Origin of the sequence: Glutamicibacter mishrai (assembly GCF_012221945.1) — a bacterium.
GTDB classification, from domain to species: domain Bacteria; phylum Actinomycetota; class Actinomycetes; order Actinomycetales; family Micrococcaceae; genus Glutamicibacter; species Glutamicibacter mishrai.
This window is the reverse complement of the sequence record NZ_CP032549.1, coordinates 2,807,732-2,829,401: the sequence shown is the minus strand read 5'-3', so window position 1 is coordinate 2,829,401 and position 21,670 is coordinate 2,807,732. Positions and strand designations below refer to the sequence as shown.

Here is a 21,670-nt window from a genome sequence, read left to right as displayed (position 1 = left end):
GCGGTACCTTGAAATGATGGGCAACAAGATTTCTTACCAAGGTGAAGCCGGCTCCAATTCGAATATGGCCTGCACCCAGCAATTCCCCGATATGCAGGCCGTTCCTTGCGCCAGCTTCGAGGATGCGTTCGCCATGGTGGAAAACGGCGAAGCTGATCTGGCCATGATTCCCATCGAGAATTCCCTGGCTGGCCGTGTCGCCGACATCCACGTCCTCTTGCCTGAGTCAGACTTGCAAATTGTGGGTGAGCATTATCTTCGGATTCGCTTCGACCTCTTAGGACTGCCGGGCAGTTCTGTTGAAGAAGCCACCGAAGTGCACAGCCACATTCATGCATTGGGCCAGTGCCGCAAAATCATTCGCGAGCACCAGCTGACGCCGGTGATTGCCGGTGACACTGCGGGATCTGCGCGTGAGGTCAGGGACTGGAATGACCCGACGAAGCTTTCGCTGGCGCCACCCTTGGCCGCAGAGCTCTATGGCCTGGTTGTTTTGGCCTCGGGTGTGGAAGACGATCCGACCAACACCACGCGCTTCGTCGTACTTGCGCGCAAGCAGGACTTGCCAACCCGATCCGAGCTTCCCGAAGCCGCCGTCACCACCCTGGTTTTCAAGGTACGCAACGTTCCTAGTGCCCTGTATAAGGCGCTCGGCGGATTTGCGACCAATGGCGTGAACATTACGCGCTTGGAGAGCTACATGGTGGGCTCTTCCTTCGCTGCGACAACGTTCATGATTGACGTCGAGGGACACCCCGAAGATCTGCCGGTACGCCTGGCGCTGGAAGAATTGGAATTCTTCACCTGGGAGATCAAGATCCTGGGCACCTACGCGGCCAGCGAGCACCGGAACAGCGTCTCGGCGGAGTTCGTGTAGAGCCTCGACCGCTCGAAGATTCAGCGCCTGAATTTTCAGGCTGTTTGCGATTGCCCCTCAACCGGCGGGGTCTACTGCGGTTTCCCGCTGGAGGCACGAGGGATCAGCGTCGGCATGAATTTGCGGACTTCTTGCCCGTTGGACGGATCGACGATCAGATCAATGGCTTTGCTGGCGATCTGTTCCAGCGGAACGCGGACAGATGTCAACGGAGTTGGAAGCAACGCCGATTGCGGAATGTCGTTGTATCCCACGAGCGACAGATTGTCGCCAATCACCAGATCATGTTCCTTGGCAGCAGCCATGACGCCCATTGCCAGATTATCGTTGGCGGCAAAAATCGCGGTTGGTTTTGGGCTTGATTTTTTCTTGAGCAGCTCTTGGCCTGCATCAAATCCGCTGCGGATTCCGTAGCCGGCTGAGAGCATCCATTGCTCGTTCACGGTAACGCCGGCTTCCGACAGCGCTCGCCGGGCGCCAGCCAAGCGGGCTGTGCCGGTTGAAGTAAATGCCGGTCCCGTTACCACTGCGATGTCCTCATGGCCCAGGTCCAGCAGATGTCGCACCGCCAGGTACCCGCCAACCTCATCATCGCCCAGAGCCGATGGACTGACGCCGTCGGTACGCAAAACCAGAGCGTGCGATACAGAGGCTTCACGGAGGTATTTGGGCAGGTCATCGTCAATTCGCGAGGTGGCGAGGATCAGCCCGTCGACACTTCGGTCGAGCAGGGTCTCGGCGGCCTTGCGCTCATCATTGGGGTCGTCTCCGCTGGTGGCGACGATGGCAAAGTATCCGCGCGAGGAGGCAGCACGTTCGATTTCCTCGAACATCAGCGCCATCACGGTGTCGCTGAGTCGAGGAACCAATACGCCCAAGGTCCTGGTTTGTCCTCTGCGCAAATTGGAGGCGAAGGCATTGCGGCGGTAGCCGAGTTCTTCTGCCACTTTACGCACCCGCTCGGCAGTCGCCGACTGGGAAGGCGTGCCACGTTCATCGAGAGCTCGGCTGGCCGTTGAGAGGCTGACTCCACTAGCGACCGCTACGTCTTTCAGGGTCACTGGGACGTTGGGGACCGTGGGCTCCATATGAAATCTCCTCCTCGCTACTTTCCTAGTAGACACTCTAATTGCGATCAATCAAAAATCACCTCTTGACAGTGACGCGCAACACAGTTCAGAATGAAAACGTTCCCGCAATCGTTTTCATCCTAGCGGGTTTTCCGAACTACATGGAGGTAGCTCTCATGACCATCGATCTCCGCGGACTCGTTCCAGCACCCGTCACCCCGTTCAACCGAGACGGAAGCGTAGATGTCGACAGCATTCACCGTTTGGGCTCCTGGCTAGCCAGCGTCGATGGGGTCAAGGGCCTAGTTGTCCTCGGCCACGCCGGCGAAGGAACCTTCCTGACCCAAGACGAGCAAGCTCTTGTCATTCGTGAATTCAAAAATGCTGTGAACGGCGAGATTCCGATCATCGCCGGCATCACCGGCGAAGGCAACACCGTGGCCGCCTTGGAAGCACAACGTGCTGTCGAAGCCGGTGCTTCAGCCGGCCTGGTTTACCCTTCGCACGGCTGGCTTCGTTTCGGGTACCAGCAGGGCGCACCCCAGACGCGCTACAAGGAAATCTACGAAACCAGCGGACTTCCACTGATCCTGTTCCAGTACCCGGACGCTACCAAGGCCACGTACGACCTTGACACCCAGCTGGAAATCGCAGGCCAGGAAGGCGTCTTCGCCACCAAGAACGGCGTACGCAATATGAAGCGCTGGGACACCGAGATTCCCGTGCTTCGAAAGACCTACCCGGACCTTCAGATCCTCACCTGCCACGACGAATATCTGCTGCACACGATGTTCGATGTCGATGGCGCCCTGGTTGGATACGGCGGACTGGCCCCAGAGCCACTGGTTGAATTGATCGCCGCTGGCAAGGCCAAAGACTACGCCGCTGCACGGGCCATCCACGACCGGATCCTGCCGGTGACGAAGAATGTCTACCACCGCGGCTCGCACATGGAAGGCACCGTTGCGTTGAAGGAAGGCTTGGTTGCTCGCGGCATCCTCGAGCACGCCACGGTCCGCCCGCCATTGCTTCCACTGCCAGCAGGGGCAGACAAGGAAATCGCGGCAGCCCTGCAATCCGCCGAGCTAGGAAAAGTTGCCGTTTCTGTCTAGCGACAGCTTTGGTGGGGTGGCACATAGCCGTGCCACCCCATTGTTCACTCAAAAAATTTCACATGAACTGTAACAACAATGAGTTTGTAGCATAAGGAGGACTCGTAATGAGCGAGCCGAACAACGTCGTCGTAGCCTCGTCTAATTACAGAAGTCAGGAACCACCTTCCATGGGCAACAAACACTCGGCGCCTGGTAAACGACGCACCTTCCTAGGCTATCTAGCTCTTATGGGTCCCGCCTTCGTCGTCGGGGCATGGCAGTTCGGACCAGGAAATCTCACGACAGCAGTACAGTCCGGAAGCCAGTACGGATACAGCCTGCTATGGGTGATCGCCGTGTCAACGATCCTGATGATCGCCTTCACCGACATGAGCGTTCGATTGGGCTTGGCTACTCCCAAATCATTGATCACCGTCATCAAGGAACACCTTGGCAAAGGCACGGGAATCGCAGCTGGATTTGGCGTTTTCGGAATCACTTTGATGTTTTCCGTAGGAAATGCTGTGGGCTCCGGCCTTGGCCTATCCATGGTCTTCGGCGGTTCCCCCATCCTTTGGACCGTGGCCTGCACGGTAGGCGTCGGCATCATTCTCGCTTTTCGAAACGTCTACAGAATCATCGAAAAAGTCCTGCTCCTGATCGTTGCCATGATGGCCATAGCCTTTATCGCCAGCGTGGTCATTGCCAAGCCAGACTGGTACCTCTCGGCGCAGGGTCTGGTTCCCTCGCTTCCGGAGGGAAGCGAGATTCTTGTTATCGCGCTGGTGGGCACCAACTTCTCCATAAATGCCGCCTTCTACAATTCGTACGGCATTAAGGAAAACGCTCGCACCCGTGCCGACTATCGAGACATCACGCTGGTTGATACGATTCCCGGCATCGTGGCTCCCGGAATCATGACGGCTTTGGTGATCATGGTATCTGCTGCCGTTCTCGGCGCGACCGGCTCCGAGGCCGTCACAATCAACGCACTCGCAGCGATTTTTGAACCTCTAGCCGGCCCAGTTGGCACGGTCCTCTTCGCACTGGGGCTTTCCGGAGCAGCGTTTTCATCAATGATCGCCAACGCAACTGCCGGCGGAACCATGATGTCGGATGCCCTGGGACGTGGTTCACGCGGCGGATCGGTGACTTCCCGAATCGTCACCGGAATCATCCTGGCTTTTGGACTGATCACGACGCTCGTTTTCCAGTCCTCCCCCGTTGGGCTGATTGTCATCGCCCAGTCGCTCACTGTCCTCATCGCGCCGCTGTTGGGTGTTCTGCTGGTCCTCATGGCGAATAACAAAACGGTGATGGGAGATTTACGCAATAAGTGGTGGCACAACGCATTTGGAATCATTGGCCTGGTGGCAATCTTCGCCTCGTCGATTCGCCTGATTGGCGTCCTTGCCTCCTGACAAATCATTGAACGTATCCGGACAAGGGGCCATCTCATCAATTGTTGATTGATGAGATGGCCCTGATTTGTCAGGTATTGCAGCTTGCAGTTCAAGCATGGTCGGCATTCCGCCGTTCCCGCCCGGTAGCGCGTACCGCCAAGCGAGCCGAAGATCCCCGGAAACGTGGATACCAGGATTCCTCGCTGGCGCCGGAACCTGCTCAGGTCCAGTTCTTCCGGGAACTAGGTGTTCCAGGAGTAGCGCCGTTCAGGACGCCCTACTCCCCCATAACGAAGATTCACCTGAGCCAGGTTTTCTTCCGCCAGGTACTCCAGATACCGGCGAGCGCTCACACGCGAGGTGCCCAGCTTTTCGGCGGTCTCCGTTGCGGAAATCGGCTCCGCGGCTTCTTTCACGATGTTCTCCACCAGGGTCATCGTTTCCGCGCTACAGCCCTTGGGCAGAGGCCTGCGATTTTGCCCGCCAAGGCCGAAGAGGCGGTTCACGTCGGCTTGCTCCAATTCCTGGTCTGCGGCCACATGCAGCGGCTGGTAGGTCTTGGCATAGTGCTTCAATCTCTCTCGCAAGTCATCCCAGGAGAACGGCTTCATGAGGTAATGCACGATTCCACCGCGCAAAGCCTTGCGTACAGTATCCATTTCGCGAGCCGCACTGATAACGATGACGTCTAGTTCCGGTTGGACCTCGCGCAGCCGTTGCAGAAGATCCAGCCCGTTCATATCGGGAAGGTGGATATCAAGCAGCACGAGATCCGGGGCTAGTTCGGTGGCGGCCTTGATGGCGTCACTGGCGGTGTGGGCGATTCCGACCACCGTGAAGCCCGGCTCCTTGTTGACGAATCCGGCGTGCACCTTTGCAACCATGAAGTCGTCATCGATCACCAACACTTTGATCACGAGTTTCGTCCTACTTTCTGAGTGTGGCGGTAAATTGCGCGCCGTGGTCGTTGGCCACTGTGATGTCCCCATTGCGGCGCCGGCAGACCAATCGGCTCAACGCAAGGCCGAACCCTCGGCCGCCGGAGACAGTTGTATCCTTGGTCGAGAATCCCTGGGTGAAAATTTCTTTCATGGCCTCGTCCGCGATCCCGGCTCCATTGTCTCGGACAATCACTGTGATTTGGTCATCGAGGTCCTGGATCGAGATGACAATTTGTGGCGCATCAACGTCGGCAATCGCATCCATGGCATTGTCGATGAGATTCCCGATGACCGTGGTCAGGTCCCTTGCTGTCTGTTCATCTCCCCGGCCCAATCGTGAGTCTTTGGAAACTTCGAGCTGGATGCCGCGTTCAGTGGCAACGCTGGCCTTGGCTATCAACAGGGCCGCGATGGTCGGCTCGGCAATGTGCGATGAGACGTCTTCGAAAACCTTGCTGCGGCTGAAGCTGACTCCGTCGATGAACCGGATGACTTCCTCGTATTCCTGGAGCTGGATCAGCCCGGAAATCGCGTGCAGGTGATTGGCGAATTCATGGGTCTGCGCACGCAGCATGTCCGCGGTTGCCTTGCTATCGCCAAGCTCCTGTTCCAGCAGGGTCAGCTCGGTACGATCACGGAAGGTCGTGACAGAGCCAAGGTCTTTCCGGGCGGTTTTGACCGGCATGCGGTTGAAAACTACAACACGCTCACCAATCAGGAACTGCCTATCGGGTTGTTGCTGCTGGGTTGTCAACGCACGGGTTACCTGTGGCGCCACATCCAAGTCGGTCAGGGTTTGGCCCACGCAGTCCAATGGCAACTGGAGCAGCTCGATGGCGATGTCATTGGCCAGCATGATCCGGCTATCGGGCGAGACGGAAATAATGCCTTCCTTCACTCCGTGCAGCAGCGCTTCGCGGTGCTCGAAGAGTTCGGCGATTTCCCGCGGTTCCATGCCCCGGGTTTGGTGTTTGACCCTGCGGGAAAGCAGCACCGATCCGGTGGTTCCGAGTACCACGGCGATGACGAGGGTGATCAGCGCGCTGGGAGCAATTTCTTGGATGAGCTCTTGGGTGCTGGGGTAGCTTTGTCCTGCACTGACGATGCCGACCATCTTGCCTGCATCATCGAGCACCGGCACCTGGGCGATCAGCACGTGCTCGCCGTTGCGTGTGATGTCCCCGGCCCATCCGCGCCCCTCCTCCACCTGGGATTCGGGATGAAGGATCGAAGTGCCGACATCATCGGGGAACGTCGAGGTGATGACGGTTCCATCCCGATCTGCGAGCACGACGAACTGCAAGCCGGAGGTGCTGCGGGTTGTCTCAGCCATTGCGGGCAGCGCCGATCCCATCTCCGGGGCCGCATTGGGGATCAGTTCCCTCAGCAGCGGATTGGCCGCTAGCGACTCGGCGGCAGATAGGCTGCGCCGGCCTTCGACCTTTTCAAAGTTGTTGGTGGATTGTGTCAGGGACACTGCGACCACCCCGGCTAGGACCACGCCGATAATCAACAATTGAAGGATCAGGTACTGGCCTGCCAACGACATTCGGTGAGCGAAAAAGGTGTTCAGCCGTGAAGCTTTGATTCCCACTCATCTACTCCCTGTCGTTAGATCCTGGATTCCCCTCATTGGGCCACTGGGCAACTTTACCGAACTTTTGAATGATTCAGATCACAGATTTTGGTTACACAATGAACAGTATTTTCTTTGAGTACGCAAGAGTGACCCACTTCACAACCACGCTTAGGGTGGAACTACTCGCAACTCAGATGAAAGCAACGAGGCTGAAATCAATGAAAAACTTCAAATCCATCCGCGCGCTGACGGCTCTCGCGGCCACCGCCGCACTTGCCCTGGGCGCAACCGGTTGCGGTGTCACTTCGGAAACCTCCAGCAGTGACGCCCCGGAATCAAATGCCCCACTGGCAAATCTGCGCATCATGGTCCCGAATACGCCCGGTGGCGGCTATGACACCACCGCACGCGTCGGCGCCAAGGTCATGGATGAGGCCGGTTTGGCTACCAACCCCGAGGTCTTCAACCTGGCAGGCGCCGGTGGAACCGTGGGACTGGCTCGCATGATCAATGAAAAGGGCAACGGCGATCTATCCATGCTCATGGGTCTTGGTGTTGTCGGCGCCAGCTACACCAATGACACCGACGCCAAGCTGACTGACACCACCCCGATTGCCAAGCTCATCGAAGAGCCAGGCGCCATCATGGTGTCCAAGGATTCCCCGTACAAGACCATCGATGACCTGGTCGTGGCTTGGAAGAAGGACCCAAGCAAGATCTCCGTCGGCGGTGGCTCCTCGCCAGGCGGCCCGGACCACCTGCTGCCAATGCAGCTGGCCCAGGCTGTGGGCATCGATCCTAAGGACGTGAACTTCGTTTCCTTCGATGGCGGCGGTGATCTGCTTCCTGCCATTTTGGGCAACAAGGTCGGATTCGCTGCCTCGGGTGCCGGTGAATACATGCAGCAGATCGAAAAGGGCTCCGTTCGGGTGCTCGCCACCAGTGGCGAAGAGCGTCTTGAAGGCGTCGATGCCCCGACCCTGAAGGAATCGAATATCGATCTGGTCTTCTCGAACTGGCGCGGCCTGGTGGCCCCTCCTGGGATCTCCGAAGAAGACAAGGCCAAGTGGGTTGAACTGATCACCAAGATGCACGAATCCGAGCAGTGGAAGGAAGCGCTGGAGACCAACGGCTGGACCGACGCGTTCATGACCGGCGATGATTTCTCGGCATTCCTCACCGAACAGGATGAGCGCGTAGCCAGCGTTCTGAAGACCCTGGGTCTGGCGTGAGCGAAGTAAATACCGCTAAGAAGAAACGCGTCGAACTGCTGTTCGCCGCGTTTCTTCTTCTCGTCGGAATCATTGTGTTTGTTGACGCGTCGCAATTGCAGTCGACGTACTCCCAGGCCGATGCCATCGGGCCCAAAGCGGTCCCCTACATCGTCTCCGGGATCTTGATCCTTTCCTCCATCGCACTGGGCATCACCGTCCTTCGAGGCAACCTTGCCGAAGGCGAAGAAGGCGAAGACGTGGACCTGAGCCAGCCATCGGATTGGAAGGTCCTGATCCCGCTGCTTGGCTTCTTCGTCTTGAACCTCTTGCTGATCAATTGGGCCGGCTGGGTCATCTCGGGAACAATCCTGTTCTTCGGCACCGCGATCAGCTTGGGATCCCGCCGCTGGGTTCTGACGTTGCTGATCTCGGTGGTCCTGGCGTTGGGTACTTTCTACGGCTTCTATCTGGGGCTCGGCATTAAACTGCCGGCCGGAATTCTTTCGGGGGTGCTGTAATTGGATACGCTCAGCCTCTTGATGGATGGCTTCGCTTCGGCGCTGACCCCCATCAATCTACTCTTCGCCCTTGCAGGCGTGATCCTCGGAACCGCGGTCGGCGTATTGCCTGGCATCGGTCCGGCGATGGCCGTGGCGCTGTTGCTGCCGCTGACTTTCGGCATGGAAACCTCCAGCGCGCTGATCATGTTCGCGGGCATCTACTACGGCGGCATGTACGGCGGGTCAACCACGTCCATCCTGCTCAATACCCCCGGTGAATCGGCGACTGTCATCACCGCCATCGAAGGCCACAAGATGGCCAAGGCCGGCCGTGCTTCGCAGGCATTGGCCACCGCCGCCATCGGCTCATTTGTTGCCGGGACCATCGGCACGGCCCTGCTGGTCACGGTCACGCCGATTGTCGTCAAGTTCGCTGTGAGCCTTGGCGCTCCGAGCTACTTCGCCATCATGGTGCTGTCCTTGGTCACCGTCACTGCGGTGCTCGGATCCTCGAAGGTCCGCGGTTTCGCCGCATTGGGCCTAGGTCTGGCCATCGGTCTGGTGGGCATGGACCCGGTCTCCGGCCAGCAGCGCCTCACCTTCGGCTTTGCACCATTAGTCGACGGCATCGACATTGTGGTGGTCGCTGTGGCGGTCTTCGCTATCGGCGAGGCCCTGTGGATTGCCGCACACCTGCGACGCACCCCCATGCGCACCATCCCGGTTGGCACGCCCTGGATGGGCATGGAAGACTGGAAGCGTTCCTGGAAGCCATGGCTTCGCGGAACCGCCTTCGGCTTCCCCTTCGGTGCCCTGCCTGCCGGCGGCGCCGAGGTACCGACCTTCCTGTCCTACGTGACGGAGAAGAAGCTCTCGAAGCACCCCGAGGAATTCGGGCACGGCGCCATCGAAGGCGTTGCCGGCCCTGAGGCCGCGAACAACGCTTCGGCAGCCGGTACGCTGACCCCGATGCTGGCCCTGGGCCTGCCGACCAATGCAACCGCCGCGGTGATGCTGGCCTTCTTGACCATGAAGGGCATCCAGCCAGGTCCGTTCCTCTTCGAGAATGAACCGGATTTGGTCTGGGCACTGATCGCCAGCCTGTTCATCGGCAATACGCTGCTGTTGCTGATCAACCTGCCGCTGGCTCCACTGTGGGCCAAGCTGCTGAAGATCCCGCGCCCCTACCTCTACGCCGGAATCCTGTTCTTCGCCACCCTGGGCGCGTTTTCGGTGAACATGCAGGTCGCCGACCTGTGGATCCTGCTGCTGATCGGTTTGCTCGGCTTCGCGCTGCGCCGCTTCGGCTTGCCGGTTCTTCCGCTGATCCTCGGAGTCATCATCGGCCCCATGGCCGAAGAGCAGCTGCGCAAGACCTTCCAGCTCTCTTCAGGCTCGGTCACCGGAATCTGGAGCGAACCGCTGGCGGTCGCGATCTACATCATCATTGCGATCCTGCTGCTGTTGCCGCTGCTGGTCTCGGTCATCCGCCGCTCCCGCGGAAAGCACGATGTTGTCGCCGAGCAGATTTTTGGCGAAGAGCACCACGAGCCTAAGCACAAGGCCTCAGTCACCGGCGATGGGCAAAGCCAGAACGGAAAGGACGAATCATGAGCATAGTTGTCGGATACATCCCTTCTCCCGAAGGCGAAACCGCACTGGCCCGGGCCATCGAGGAAGCACAGCGCCGCGACGCCAAACTGGTGGTGGTCAATTCCTCCAAGGGCGACCAGCTGGTCGATGACCGGCTCATCGATGCCAAGCAGTACCACGAGTTGGAATCCCGACTGGCCGAAACCGGGCTGGACTTCTGGATCGAACGCCAGTCCCAGGGCGTTGATGCCGCAGATCAGATTCTGCAGGTGGCTGAGGCCCAACGGGCACAGTTGATTGTGATCGGGCTTCGCAAGCGCAGCGCCATGGGCAAATTCCTCATGGGTTCGGTCGCACAGCGCATCCTGCTCCAGGCAGGATGCCCGGTGCTATCGCTGAAAGCCAGCAACGACTGGTAGGACACAAAACAAGCAAGGCATTAACGGCGAGCGGGCCAGCACCAAGTGGTGCTGGCCCGCTCGCCTCGTTATCTACTTCTGGTAAGGATTGGTTGGCGGAGTGGTTCCGCCATCGGCAGGACCGGTCTGTGGACCACGCTGAGTCGGGTACTGCGTGGTCGGGTTGGTGTAACCCTGAGGCGCTGACGGATCACCTGGGTACGGTGCATCCCCGACTTCGAATGGAGGACGGCCACCAGCAAGACGAATCAGCTCGGCAGTATTCTCCGCGGTACGGATCGAAGCGATCAGCGACTCAAGCCCGGCACGTGCCAAGACCAGGTAGATCAGGACAAACAACGGGCCGATGATGATCAGCATCAACAAGCCGAACAAGGCGTCTTCGGAGAACGCTGCGATCACCATCGCAATGTAGCCGAGAACAAGGAAGATCATGATCAAGATGTAGACAATCTTGATGATCGATGGGGTGACGAACTTCCGGAAATCAAAATCGAAAAGGGCTTTCATCCTGCTGCCTGCTTTCTGCTGAAGAAACGAATGACGTAGTCGACACTATCGGACTCATAGACAAGACGAAAGTAGATCTAGATAATATTGCCTACTCGGTGAGATCATTCAAGAGATCTAACCGTCGGTTTAGGACTTGGTTATCGCCTCTTTTAATGCCGAAAGAAGCAATGCCACAGAACCAGGATTCGCATTCGGACCCATCAGCCCGATACGCCACACGGTATTGGCGTACTGCCCGACTCCCCCGCCGATCTCAATGTTGAAGCGGTCCAACAGGTAGCCGCGCACCTTGGCCGAATCAACACCCTCGGGTACCTTCACCGTAGTCAGCTGAGGCAAGCGGTACCCCGCCTGGGCAAAGAGCTCCAGGCCCATATCCTGCAACCCCTCTTGCAACAAGCCGCCGGCTTCCTGATGACGCGCGGTTACCGCGTCAAGCCCCTCGGACAGGATGCGGTCAATGCCTGCTTCCAACGAGGCCACCATCGCAACCGGAGCAGTGTGGTGATAGGTTCGACCGCCACCGGAGGACCCGGTGGCATATCCGCCGAGCAAGCCAAGATCCAGATACCAGGATTGGGGCTTGAGCACTCGGCGCTCAAAGGCACGGTCGGAAATCGTGAACGGCGCCAGCCCCGGGGCGACACCAATGCACTTCTGCGTACCGGCATACCCCACGTCGATTCCCCACTGATCCGCCAGCACCGGCATTCCGCCAATGGACGTCACTGCATCGGTGATCAGCAGAGCCTCTCCCTTGATCGCTCCCAAAGCGGCGATATCCGAGAGAACCCCGGTGCTCGTTTCCGCGTGCACGGCAGCAATCACCGCAGGGTTGGGATGGGCATCTGCCACACGCTGCGCGTCCACCGGTGTGCCGTATTCGTGGTCAACCCGGACAACCTCGGCACCCACACGTGACGCGACTTCGCACATGCGCTCGCCGAAGAGGCCATTAACGGCGATGACCGCAACGTCGCCAGGATTGATGGTGTTGACAAACGCCGCTTCCATGCCGGCCGAACCCGTGGCGCTCAGTGGCAGGGTCCGCAGGTTCTCGGTCCCCCACAGCGTGCGCAGGCCATCGGCCACACGATCCATGCGGGCGATGAATTCCGGGTCCAGATGACCCAGCAGCGGCAGTCCCAATGCGGCCGTCGCTTCCGGATAGGGGTTGCATGGACCAGGTCCAAAGAGGTGACGCTGAAGAACTGTATTGCTCATGATGTCTCGCATTCCTGCTCATCTCGGAAGTTCAAATCAACTTCAGCCTAACCGTTGGCCCGCCCTTCGCTCGGTAATACTTCGAGTGGAAACTCCAAGATGCTATTTTCAAAGATGCGTCAGCCTTGGATCTCTGCACGGACAGCGAGTTCGCGGGCAGTCGGCGATACCCCGTAATACTCCACTGCCATCAACAACGAAATGATGTCATGACCCGAGATACAACAAGCACCCGCCACATAGCGCCGCTCTTTGCCGCCGGCTTCACTACCGCTTTTGGAGCACACAGCATTGCTGCAGGCCTCGGATCCGAATTCGAGGCACTAGGTTCCAGCCTGCTCACGCTGGGCATTTTGCTCGCCGTCTACGATGTTGCCGAAGTCATTTTGAAACCGGTATTTGGAACCCTCAGCGACCGCATCGGCGCAAAACCGGTGATTCTTGGCGGCCTCGTTGTATTCACGATCATGTCAGCCATGGGCATCTTCGCGAATTCAGCGCTTGCGCTTGGCCTAGTCCGGCTTGGCCAGGGCGCTGCGGCCTCGGCATTTTCTCCGGCGGCTTCCGCAGCTGTGGCTCGGCTCTCTGGGCCTAGCACTGGCCAGTACTTCGGCCGATACGGTGCGTGGAAAACCCTCGGCTACGTCTTGGGCCCGCTGATCGGCGCGGGATTGATCTTCTTCTCGGGCCTCCCCGCGCTCTTTGCCTTCATGGCAGTGATCTCGTTGGCCGCGGCGATCTGGGTGTGGCTCAAAATGCCCGTCCTGCCCATTCTCCCCAAGCAGCGTTACACGCTGGCAGATCTTGCCCGCCAAACGGTGCAGCCGGGTTTCCTGGTGCCGACCATGGTTCTGGCTGCCTCCACCGGCGCGTTGGGCGCAGCCGTTGGCTTCCTGCCGCTGATCGGCTCGAAGCTGGGTCTCAACGAGATGCAAAGCATGGGCGTGGTGTCGATGTTGGCGATCTGTTCGGCCCTCGTGCAGCCCTGGATTGGCCGGGTCAACGATCAGGCCTGGATCAGTTTTGCCACAGGCATGGCTCTCGGGCTCCTGCTGATCATCGCGGGACTGGTCTCGGTTGCGATCTGGCAGAGCTTTGCCACGTTGCTGCTGAGCTCGCTGCTTCTGGGGACCGGCGTCGGGATCTCTACACCGCTGGGCTTCGCTCATCTAGCTTCGACGACTCCCGATGAACGCATTGGGCGCACCATGGGATCGGCAGAACTCGGGCGCGAACTCGGGGACGCCGGCGGCCCGATCCTCGTGGGTGCCGTCGCTGCCACAGCCAGCGTCTCGGCGGGCTTATGGGCCCTTGCCGCAGTGATCTTGGCTATTACTTTGCTGGGAATCCTGATGCTTCGCTTACCCGATTCCCCATCCAAACAGGGAACAATCGCATAGAACTCTGGAAACCGGCTAGGTTCGGTTGAAGCCTTGCCCACTTTGTACAAGGCTGGGAGGACAAATGCGAAAGGAGTACCCCGTGAAGAAAATCCTCATGGTCCTAACCAGCGTTTCCGAACTCGGTGCGGGCGGAGACCCCACCGGATATAACGTCGCGGAAGCAGCTCATCCTTGGAAGGTCTTCCGAGATTCAGGGCATTTCGTCGACTTCGCCTCGATCAAGGGCGGACAGCCTCCCCGGGACACTGTCGATACTGACGATCCGATCCAGGTGCAATTCACCGAAGACGAAACTACCCGGGCTGGCCTGTACAACACGGCCAGGGTGGAAGTCATTGACCCGGAGCAATACGACGCGATCTACCTGGTAGGCGGCCACGGCACCATGTGGGACTTCCCCGACAATGAAGGCCTGCAAAAGCTCATCGGGGATATCTATAACAAGGGCGGAGTCGTCGGCGCCGTGTGCCATGGCCCGGCGGGGCTACTCGATGTGGAACTGCACCACGGCATCAAGCTGCTCAGCGGCAAGGATGTCGCGGCCTTCACCAACGACGAGGAAATAGCCGTTGGCAAGGATCAGATCATCCCGTTCTTCTTGGCCGACAAACTGGTCGAGCAAGGCGCCAACCATATCGCTGCGGATAATTTTGAAGAGAACGTTCAAGTCTCCGAACGTCTGGTCACCGGCCAGAACCCCGCTTCAGCCGCAGGCGTCGCAAAGGAGATGGAGAAACTTCTCGCAGAAGTAATCCACCAGGAAAAGGCAGCCGAAGAATCCGCTGCCGAAGCAGAAGCGGACTAGAAATCGGCGTAACCCGCGCAAAAATTACGTAAAGATTGAGCTTGAACTCGTGCCATCGCACGGGTTCAAGCTTTTTTCGGCCCACTGTGTTCGAATATGACGGTCTCCAGCTTGTCCTTGGCGCAACGAAGGTCCAGCAATTCGCAGCCGATCCCAAAGGGCTGATAGTGATTGATATGTACCCATCCCGAGTGGCCGAGAGACCTGGCTCTGTGACGCCGCAGCAACCGATCCAACTGACGAAGCTCTAGCTTTTTGCGGATACGGTGCTACCGCCAGGACCGATGGAAAGGTGGCTTTGCCATGTCTTCACAGACCCCGGATCATATCCTTACCACCCACGCCGGCTCCCTGCCGCGCACCCCGGAGCTCTTGGCAGCCAACGCGGCCAAGGAGAACAATCCTGAGGATGTTGCCGGTTTTACCGAATTGCTCTCGACCGCCGTGGTGGATGTCGTCCAGCGCCAGCGCAATGCCGGGATTGATATTCCCAATGATGGCGAATACGGCCATACGATGTCCTCGTCCGTGGACTACGGGGCCTGGTGGAACTATTCTTTCGCACGCCTTGGCGGCTTGGAAGCAACGACCGTGGACCGCTGGGCTGAAGCGGAAGTTCGCCGCTCATCCCCCGGGAATATCGTTCTGACCTCGTTCCCGGACCGCCGCGACCGCCAGCGCTTTGCCGAGGCCTATGCTGATCCGGCGTCCGGAATCTTGACGAATCGCAAGTCAACGACGCAGCCCAAAGTCGTCGCGCCATTGACCTACACCGGACATGACCTCGTGGCTTCTGATATTGAGAACTTGACTTCGGCTCTGGAACAAACAGGAACTGATCAAGGCTTCCTCGCCGCGTTGTCTCCAGCTTCCTGTGCCCGTCTGGCCAACGATTTCTACGCGGGCGATGAAGAATATCTCTACGCAGCAGCCGATGCCATGCGTGAAGAGTACAAGGCAATCCTCGATGCCGGGCTGACATTGCAAATCGATGATCCGTCATTGGCCGAGTCCTGGGACCAGGTCAATCCCGAGCCTAGCCTCGAGGACTATCTCAAATTCATCCAGCTGCGCGTCGAAGCGACCAATTACGCCTTGCGGGATCTGCCCGCCGACAAGATCCGCCTGCACGTATGCTGGGGATCTTGGCATGGACCGCACACCACGGACATCGCCTTCGCCGACATCCTGGATTCGGTACTGCAGATTAATGCAGGCATGATCTCCTTCGAGGCAGGCAACGTGCGCCACGAGCACGAATGGCGCATCTGGGAAAACCGCGCCTTGCCGGAGGGCAAGATCCTGATCCCTGGCGTCGTCTCGCATGCTACGAACGTGGTTGAGCATCCGGATCTGGTTGCCGACCGCATTGAACGATTCGCGAATCTGGTGGGCCGTGAAAATGTCATCGCCTCCACTGATTGCGGTCTTGGCGGCCGCGTGCATCCGCAAATCGCGGCGGCGAAGCTGGAGGCGCTGGGCGAAGGAGCCCGAATCGCCACTAACCGATTGTTCGAAAAGTCCTCGACGGTCCTATAGCGCTAGGCGCAATTTTCCCTGCAGCAAGCGGGCGTCCCCATCGGGGCCGCCCGCTAGTCTATTTTCGTCTGTATTTATCGATACATGTGGATGCTACCGCCGTAGCCATCGGGAAGGCCGCGTCCAAGCACCCAACCGGTGAGGACTTCATGGACCTGGGCCACGGTGAGCGATTCAGGCCCGTAGGGTTCAACGTCATCATCCGGAGAGCTGGATGCGCTGTCAGCTTTCGGACCGTAGGCAATGCGCATGTTGTATGCGTGTGAATCAACGATGGCTAGCTCCAGCATGAAATTTCCGTCAGCCAGGCGCAGGCCCTGGGCGTATTTGTTGATTGGTTCTTCGCCTTCGAAGTTGAAGGTGTCTCCCTCTTGGCTAACCAGGTGGAGGATATCGGCGATTTGAGCCGCTGACTCCAATTCCTCCCACTCTTCGGTGGCCGTAACTTTCCAGTACATGGTTTCGTCAGGAGCTTGGGCTTCCAAAAGAAGGTTCAATTCCGCGGCGTCGTACCATTCGCGCAAGTCTTGAAGATCAAGCTTGCCTGCTGCTTGGGATACATCATTCATGGGCACAGCGTAATCTGCTGATCCGACAAATTGGGCTCGTGAAATCCCGTGAAGAGCCAGACTTACATGCCTTCGCCTTCACGGGATATCTCGCCGTCCCTAGACGCTCAATGATGTCCGTTCAACTCTTGGAATAGGCAAGCCATAGTTTCCGCGCAGCGTGCTGTGCTCATATTCGGTGCGGAAGAGCTGGCGCTGTTGCAAGATCGGGACCACCTGCTCAGTGAAAGTCTCGAGACCCGATGGAAGCACCGGAGCCATGATGTTAAACCCGTCGACTGCTCCTGCATTGAACCAATACTCAATTCGGTCGGCAAGTTGTTCAGGTGTGCCGGTGAACGTCTGATGCCCTCGTCCTGGTCCCAGCTCGCGAATGATCTGACGTACCGTCAGTTTCCGCTGATAACCCAGCTCTAGGATGAGGTCCCTTCGAGACGTGGATTTCTCCTTGGAGACTACGCTTTCCAATCCCGCTGGTAAATCCCGATCCAGGTCTAGGATCTGCGGGTCGACATGCAATTGCTGGGCCAGCGTGTTCTTGGCATACTCCGGCAGAATCAGTTCATCCAAGCGGTCCGCCAATTCAAGTGCCTCGGCTTCCGTGGAGCCGAGAATGGGAACAATTCCCGGTAGCACCTTCACGGACTGCTCGGCCCTGCCGTTGGCTACAGCCTTGTGTTTGATTTCTTGATAAAAGGCTTTGGCCGATTCAAAGGATTGGTGAGCCGTGAATATGGCTTCAGCCCATCGCCCGGCAAAGTCCTTGCCTGCAGCCGAAGCACCAGCTTGGATAATCACTGGATGGCCTTGCGGCGAGCGCGGAACATTCAACGCACCTGCGACTTGGAAATGTTCTCCAACGTGGTTCGCAGGATGGATCTTGCCAGGATCCGCCCATGTGCCGCTGTCCTTGTCAGCGACGATTGCTTCAGGGTCCCACGAGTCCCTTAGTTTTTTCGCTACCGTCAAGAACTCGTCCGCCCGAAGATATCGTTGAGAACTATCGAACTGTCCGGATTGAGAGAAGTTTCGAGCGGCGGCATCACCTGCAGTGGTGACGACATTCCAACCAGCACGTCCATTGCTGATCAGATCAAGGCTCGCGAAACGTCGCGCCAGATTATAAGGATCGTTATAGCTGGTTGAAGCGGTAGCAATCAGTCCAATGTTTTCCGTCAGCGGTGCAATGGCCGTCAGTACCGATACCGGGTCGAGAATCCCCGCAGGCCGCTGGGCGACTGGTCCTTGGAGCAATGGTCCATCAGCGAAGAAGATCGCATCGAGTTTAGCCTTTTCGGCCAATTGCGCCAAGCGAATGTAGTGGCCAATGTCCGTTCCGGCATGAGGGTCGCTCTCTGGCAAGCGCCACGATGATTCATGGTGTCCGGTGGTCATGAGGAAAGCGTTGAGGGTCAATGTACGTGTCATGGTGCAGGTCCTTTCAGTGATACATGAATCTAGGCGCGAGCCCAGCGTGAGAAGTGGCGTTCCAGCGCTACGAGGGCGGCGTTGACGGCAAAGCCCAGAATGGCGACCGTCAGAATTGCCGCATACATTTTCGGGATGAGGAAACTGGCTTGCGAATTGGTAATCAGGTATCCCAGACCAGCCTTCGCACCGATCATTTCAGCGGCGATGAGAACCAATACCGCTGACGTTCCTGCCATGCGAATCCCAGTAAAAATGATGGGCACCGAGGCCGGCAGGACTACTTTTGAGAAAATCTCGAAACTGTTTAGCCCCAACGTTCTGCCGGCCCGGATCAGTAGCGGGTCAACGCTGCGTGCGCCAAGGATGGTGTTGAGCAGTACCGGGAAGAATGCCGCGTAGAGCACGATGGAAACCTTGGACAATTCGCCGATGCCCAAGAGCAACGTGAATACCGGTAGCAATGCCAAGGCAGCGGTGTTGCGGAAAACTTCGAGTAGCGGGTTCAGGAAGTCGCCGACCTTCGAAAACCAGGCGACCACCAGCCCCACGGGAACACCGATGGCCACCGCCAGGATAAAACCGATCGCTGAGCGTGAAAGGCTGGCGGCAATGTGCGTGGCAAGGTCACCGCTGATGATCATTTTCCACAATTGCTGCAGTACCTCGTGCAGGGGCGGGAGAAAGACTTTTGATGCAGGCTCCAGCACAAACTGCGGGACAAGCTCCCACACCAGCAGGAAACCGATAATTGCGCCAGATCGATACAGTGTTTTTCGCAGGGCCTTTATCGCTCGGCCGGTTGAAGGTTTGCGTTGTGCAGAAACAACGTCAATGCTGGCTGGCTGATCTTGTAATACCAATGTGCTCATGCTGGAGCTCCTGAAGTAACCAATGTTTTTCCGGTTGGCGTGTCCGTCTCTTGCTGATTGCTGTTATGCAAGAGCGTCCAAATGTGGTGCCGATATTCACCGAACCGACGCGTGGAACGAATGTCATCTACCGACAGTCGATCTTCAAGGTCAATGTCCACAATCTCCTTGATCTTTCCGGGCTTGGACGACATGACGGCGACTTTCTGCCCCAAATAGACGGCTTCTTCAATACCGTGGGTGATGAATACGATGGTGGTCTTGGTACGTTTCCAGATATCCAAGAGGAGATCTTGGAGTTGCTCGCGGGTTTGTGCGTCGAGGGCTGCGAAGGGCTCATCCATCAGCAGGACCTTTGGTTCGTGGGCAAGGGCACGTGCGATCGCCACGCGTTGCCGCATTCCACCGGACAGTTCATGCGGGTATTTAGCCTCTACGCCTTCTAGTCCGACCAGGCTCAGATATTCATGGGCCCTCACGCGGCGTTCAGCTTTGTTCAGTCCCTGTCCATGCCGGGCCTGGCTTTCGAGACCCACTTGGACATTGGCTGCCGCCGTGAGCCATGGGAAGAGTGCATACTGCTGGAAGACCACCGAGCGTTCGAGGCTTGGTCCTGAAATGGGTGCCCCATCAACGAGGACTTCGCCCCGGCTCGGAGAGCTCAAGCCGGCGAGTATGTCCAGCAGCGTGGATTTGCCGCATCCGCTTGGCCCGACGAGGGTGAAGAACTCGCCGTCCTGGATCCACAGGTCAAGGGATTCAAGGGCTGTGACTGCGGACTGTTCGCTGGCGCCGGTGCGCTGGAACGTTTTGCTCAGGTTCTTGATTTCGATAGTGGACATGATCAGTGGCTATCCTTCGTTTGCGAGATCGTTGAATTCATTGGTGTAGTACTCACTGGGTGTTATCTCTCCGTCAACAATTCCGGATTCATTCAGCCACGGGATCCAACGGCTGAAGTCCTCATCAGAAATCGGAGCGTTCTTCCCTACTCCATAGCCGTTGAAGTACTGTAGGGCTTCGACATCTTCGCCACGGCCCCTGGACTCGACTATGTCCGTCAGCTTCTTGAGAACTTCATCGCGTGAATGTGAAGCGGCCCAGTTCGCGGCCTTGGCTGTGCCCGTGGCCAGGGAATGCGCTGCTTCGGGATATTCGTTGATGAAGTCGTCGCGCAGGACGTATTCGCCAGCATTGAAGTTGTTGAACACTTCCGTGTCCCTGAAGACTTCTCTCAAATCCCCCTGTTTCACTGCATGTACTTGGGCAGCTCCGGAAAGTGCCCCGACGTCGACCTGATGGGTCCGGACAGCTTGTTCAGTGTCCGTCGGCGGCAATACGACAAGCTGGACTTGGCCGATCTCGTCGTCGCTCAGCCCTTGTGCTTTCAGGTGGGTGCGGATCACCGCTTCTGAGTGGGCACCGAGCGTATTGACCGCGACGGTCTTTCCGATAAGATCCCGAGCTTCTTTAATGCCACTGTCTTTGGAAGCATAAAAACCGACAAAGTAATCGTCATTGGAACCGTAGTAGGAGACGACAGCAGTCACCGGGGCTCCGGCTTCTTGGAGCTTTACAACAGCACCAGAAAAAGCACCGCCAATATCGGTTTCACCGGTTGCCGTATTTTGAATGGATAACGGCCCGCTGGAGTTGTTGCCAACCCATTCCAGCTTGATGCCGTCAAGGTAGCCGAGAGCGGAAGCCAGCTCTATGAGCGTTACGGTGTTGGCTGCACCTTCATATCTGACGTTGACAGTACCGTCAGGATTTCTCAGGTCGGTGCCGTGAGCGGAGGACGTGCAGGAGGCCATCAGCAGTGCTGGTGCTAGCAACAGTGTTGCCATGGTGCGGCGCCGTCTGGGCGATAGCGGGGTCTTGAACATCTTCGGTGCTCCATTCCTGACAAGTGCGGGCTCTTGCTAGCCATAAAAGCACTTTCAGAAAAGGTCAGAAAAGGCTTCTGAAACCTGCTGAAATTCAGTGAAATGCGAAGTCAAAGTCGCTATTAGATGTCGTTTGAAGTCCCCTGGCACTACACCTGATGTAGCCAGAGGCAACGTGAGGACATGCGAGAGGCACACGCCCTAGTCTTGAGGCCAATGAGTCGCAATTGGTCGCGACTTAGCGGTAGCTTCAGGTCCTAAATTTCCAATGATCAGTCGCATGAGGACATCTGGGTGTGGACTCGTGCCGCAAGGAATTTAGTGGAAGATGCCATCATGACGTTTTCGGGCATAAAAAAATCCCCGCCTTCCCTAAGGAAGACGGGGATTTTCGCACCAGCGCGAGAGACTACTTACGCAGGCCCAGACGCTCGATCAGCGAACGGTAACGCTCGATGTCGGTGTTCTTCAGGTAGCCGAGCATACGACGACGACGACCAACCAGAGCCATCAGGCCACGGCGGGTGTGGTGGTCATGCTTGTGCATCTTCAGGTGCTCGGTCAGGTCCGAAATACGACGGGACATGACGGCAATCTGAACCTCAGGCGAACCGGTGTCACCCTCGTGGGTAGCGTAAGCCTTGATGATTTCGTTCTTGATAGTGGCATCCAATGCCATAACAAACTCCTAGAGTTGGACCGCGTTCATAAGTCAGTGCAAACGCCGAAGCATTTGCGGTG

General features: G+C 57.8%; 21 protein-coding genes and 1 riboswitch. Of the genes, 10 read left to right on the top strand and 11 right to left on the bottom strand.

The window, feature by feature from the left end:
- The first annotated feature begins 16 nt into the window (after positions 1-16).
- A complete protein-coding gene (locus D3791_RS13345) occupies positions 17-877 on the top strand; it encodes a prephenate dehydratase (protein WP_022875916.1) in 861 nt (286 codons plus the stop codon).
- A gap of 71 nt (positions 878-948) precedes the next feature.
- On the opposite strand, the gene D3791_RS13340 is transcribed toward D3791_RS13345, so the two are convergent.
- On the bottom strand, positions 949-1,965 hold the full coding sequence (locus D3791_RS13340; RefSeq protein ID WP_172512493.1) for a LacI family DNA-binding transcriptional regulator: 1,017 nt from the start codon (positions 1,963-1,965) through the stop codon (positions 949-951).
- Between the two features lie 158 nt (positions 1,966-2,123).
- On the opposite strand from D3791_RS13340, the gene D3791_RS13335 reads away from it, so the two are divergent.
- The gene (locus D3791_RS13335; RefSeq protein WP_022875918.1) at positions 2,124-3,059 is read left to right on the top strand and encodes a dihydrodipicolinate synthase family protein; all 936 of its coding nucleotides are present in this window, start codon (positions 2,124-2,126) and stop codon (positions 3,057-3,059) included.
- Between the two features lie 170 nt (positions 3,060-3,229).
- Positions 3,230-4,462 (top strand): Nramp family divalent metal transporter, encoded by a 1,233-nt coding sequence (locus tag D3791_RS13330; protein WP_172512492.1) that lies wholly within the window; start codon positions 3,230-3,232, stop codon positions 4,460-4,462.
- Between the two features lie 224 nt (positions 4,463-4,686).
- On the opposite strand, the gene D3791_RS13325 is transcribed toward D3791_RS13330, so the two are convergent.
- The gene (locus D3791_RS13325) at positions 4,687-5,361 is read right to left on the bottom strand and encodes a response regulator (protein WP_172512491.1); all 675 of its coding nucleotides are present in this window, start codon (positions 5,359-5,361) and stop codon (positions 4,687-4,689) included.
- 10 nt (positions 5,362-5,371) lie between these two features.
- On the bottom strand, positions 5,372-6,979 hold the full coding sequence (locus tag D3791_RS13320; protein ID WP_022875921.1) for an ATP-binding protein: 1,608 nt from the start codon (positions 6,977-6,979) through the stop codon (positions 5,372-5,374).
- 203 nt (positions 6,980-7,182) lie between these two features.
- On the opposite strand from D3791_RS13320, the gene D3791_RS13315 reads away from it, so the two are divergent.
- The 4 genes from D3791_RS13315 to D3791_RS13300 are packed head-to-tail and all read left to right on the top strand — an operon-like array spanning position 7,183 to position 10,690.
- Positions 7,183-8,196 carry a Bug family tripartite tricarboxylate transporter substrate binding protein gene (locus D3791_RS13315; RefSeq protein WP_172512490.1) on the top strand — a complete coding sequence of 338 codons (1,014 nt, stop codon included), beginning with the start codon at positions 7,183-7,185 and terminating at the stop codon, positions 8,194-8,196.
- On the top strand, positions 8,193-8,696 hold the full coding sequence (locus tag D3791_RS13310) for a tripartite tricarboxylate transporter TctB family protein (protein ID WP_022875923.1): 504 nt from the start codon (positions 8,193-8,195) through the stop codon (positions 8,694-8,696). The genes D3791_RS13315 and D3791_RS13310 overlap by 4 nt, the downstream gene beginning before the upstream one ends.
- Positions 8,697-10,292, top strand: coding sequence for a tripartite tricarboxylate transporter permease (locus D3791_RS13305; RefSeq protein ID WP_246242106.1), 1,596 nt, complete (start codon positions 8,697-8,699; stop codon positions 10,290-10,292).
- On the top strand, positions 10,289-10,690 hold the full coding sequence (locus D3791_RS13300) for a universal stress protein (protein WP_022875925.1): 402 nt from the start codon (positions 10,289-10,291) through the stop codon (positions 10,688-10,690). The genes D3791_RS13305 and D3791_RS13300 overlap by 4 nt, the downstream gene beginning before the upstream one ends.
- Before the next feature lie 72 nt (positions 10,691-10,762).
- On the opposite strand, the gene D3791_RS13295 is transcribed toward D3791_RS13300, so the two are convergent.
- Together D3791_RS13295 and D3791_RS13290 are read right to left on the bottom strand one after the other, a co-directional pair.
- A complete protein-coding gene (locus D3791_RS13295) occupies positions 10,763-11,200 on the bottom strand; it encodes a DUF4282 domain-containing protein (RefSeq protein WP_172512489.1) in 438 nt (145 codons plus the stop codon).
- A 129-nt stretch (positions 11,201-11,329) separates the two neighbouring features.
- On the bottom strand, positions 11,330-12,427 hold the full coding sequence (locus tag D3791_RS13290; RefSeq protein WP_172512488.1) for a pyridoxal-phosphate-dependent aminotransferase family protein: 1,098 nt from the start codon (positions 12,425-12,427) through the stop codon (positions 11,330-11,332).
- A gap of 209 nt (positions 12,428-12,636) precedes the next feature.
- Between D3791_RS13290 and D3791_RS13285 the strand changes: the two genes are divergently transcribed.
- The 3 genes from D3791_RS13285 (at position 12,637) to D3791_RS13275 (ending at position 16,174) form a co-directional block, all read left to right on the top strand.
- Positions 12,637-13,827: an MFS transporter gene (locus tag D3791_RS13285; protein ID WP_172512487.1), complete on the top strand. Its 1,191-nt coding sequence runs from the start codon at positions 12,637-12,639 to the stop codon at positions 13,825-13,827.
- Between the two features lie 82 nt (positions 13,828-13,909).
- A complete protein-coding gene (locus D3791_RS13280) occupies positions 13,910-14,635 on the top strand; it encodes a type 1 glutamine amidotransferase domain-containing protein (RefSeq protein ID WP_061954663.1) in 726 nt (241 codons plus the stop codon).
- A 179-nt stretch (positions 14,636-14,814) separates the two neighbouring features.
- Positions 14,815-14,926: riboswitch (SAM riboswitch) on the top strand.
- 12 nt (positions 14,927-14,938) lie between these two features.
- Positions 14,939-16,174, top strand: a complete 1,236-nt coding sequence (locus tag D3791_RS13275) for a cobalamin-independent methionine synthase II family protein (RefSeq protein ID WP_172512486.1) — start codon at positions 14,939-14,941, stop codon at positions 16,172-16,174.
- A gap of 74 nt (positions 16,175-16,248) precedes the next feature.
- Here the strand turns inward: D3791_RS13275 and D3791_RS13270 are convergent, their stop codons facing one another.
- The 6 genes from D3791_RS13270 to rpsO form a co-directional block, all read right to left on the bottom strand.
- A complete protein-coding gene (locus D3791_RS13270; protein ID WP_172512485.1) occupies positions 16,249-16,743 on the bottom strand; it encodes a hypothetical protein in 495 nt (164 codons plus the stop codon).
- A gap of 99 nt (positions 16,744-16,842) precedes the next feature.
- On the bottom strand, positions 16,843-18,171 hold the full coding sequence (locus D3791_RS13265; protein WP_172512484.1) for an LLM class flavin-dependent oxidoreductase: 1,329 nt from the start codon (positions 18,169-18,171) through the stop codon (positions 16,843-16,845).
- A gap of 29 nt (positions 18,172-18,200) precedes the next feature.
- A complete protein-coding gene (locus D3791_RS13260) occupies positions 18,201-19,043 on the bottom strand; it encodes an ABC transporter permease (protein ID WP_061954660.1) in 843 nt (280 codons plus the stop codon).
- On the bottom strand, positions 19,040-19,888 hold the full coding sequence (locus D3791_RS13255) for an ABC transporter ATP-binding protein (protein WP_216847387.1): 849 nt from the start codon (positions 19,886-19,888) through the stop codon (positions 19,040-19,042). Before D3791_RS13255 ends, D3791_RS13260 begins: the two co-directional genes overlap by 4 nt.
- A 6-nt stretch (positions 19,889-19,894) precedes the next feature.
- On the bottom strand, positions 19,895-20,890 hold the full coding sequence (locus D3791_RS13250; RefSeq protein WP_246242104.1) for an ABC transporter substrate-binding protein: 996 nt from the start codon (positions 20,888-20,890) through the stop codon (positions 19,895-19,897).
- Positions 20,891-21,338: 448 nt separating this feature from the next.
- Positions 21,339-21,608 carry a 30S ribosomal protein S15 gene (gene rpsO, locus D3791_RS13245; RefSeq protein WP_013348393.1) on the bottom strand — a complete coding sequence of 90 codons (270 nt, stop codon included), beginning with the start codon at positions 21,606-21,608 and terminating at the stop codon, positions 21,339-21,341.
- Positions 21,609-21,670: the final 62 nt, after the last annotated feature.

Excerpts from the sequence above, each read along its gene's own strand:
- D3791_RS13345 (WP_022875916.1), top strand. The coding sequence starts at position 17 with ATGGGCAACAAGATTTCTTACCAAGGTGAAGCCGGCTCCAATTCGAAT.
- D3791_RS13340 (WP_172512493.1), bottom strand. The coding sequence starts at position 1,965 with ATGGAGCCCACGGTCCCCAACGTCCCAGTGACCCTGAAAGACGTAGCG.
- D3791_RS13335 (WP_022875918.1), top strand. The coding sequence starts at position 2,124 with ATGACCATCGATCTCCGCGGACTCGTTCCAGCACCCGTCACCCCGTTC.
- D3791_RS13330 (WP_172512492.1), top strand. The coding sequence starts at position 3,230 with ATGGGCAACAAACACTCGGCGCCTGGTAAACGACGCACCTTCCTAGGC.
- D3791_RS13315 (WP_172512490.1), top strand. The coding sequence starts at position 7,183 with ATGAAAAACTTCAAATCCATCCGCGCGCTGACGGCTCTCGCGGCCACC.
- D3791_RS13300 (WP_022875925.1), top strand. The coding sequence starts at position 10,289 with ATGAGCATAGTTGTCGGATACATCCCTTCTCCCGAAGGCGAAACCGCA.
- D3791_RS13295 (WP_172512489.1), bottom strand. The coding sequence starts at position 11,200 with ATGAAAGCCCTTTTCGATTTTGATTTCCGGAAGTTCGTCACCCCATCG.
- D3791_RS13290 (WP_172512488.1), bottom strand. The coding sequence starts at position 12,427 with ATGAGCAATACAGTTCTTCAGCGTCACCTCTTTGGACCTGGTCCATGC.
- D3791_RS13285 (WP_172512487.1), top strand. The coding sequence starts at position 12,637 with ATGACCCGAGATACAACAAGCACCCGCCACATAGCGCCGCTCTTTGCC.
- D3791_RS13275 (WP_172512486.1), top strand. The coding sequence starts at position 14,939 with ATGTCTTCACAGACCCCGGATCATATCCTTACCACCCACGCCGGCTCC.
- D3791_RS13270 (WP_172512485.1), bottom strand. The coding sequence starts at position 16,743 with ATGAATGATGTATCCCAAGCAGCAGGCAAGCTTGATCTTCAAGACTTG.
- D3791_RS13265 (WP_172512484.1), bottom strand. The coding sequence starts at position 18,171 with ATGACACGTACATTGACCCTCAACGCTTTCCTCATGACCACCGGACAC.
- D3791_RS13260 (WP_061954660.1), bottom strand. The coding sequence starts at position 19,043 with ATGAGCACATTGGTATTACAAGATCAGCCAGCCAGCATTGACGTTGTT.
- D3791_RS13250 (WP_246242104.1), bottom strand. The coding sequence starts at position 20,890 with ATGGCAACACTGTTGCTAGCACCAGCACTGCTGATGGCCTCCTGCACG.
- rpsO (WP_013348393.1), bottom strand. The coding sequence starts at position 21,608 with ATGGCATTGGATGCCACTATCAAGAACGAAATCATCAAGGCTTACGCT.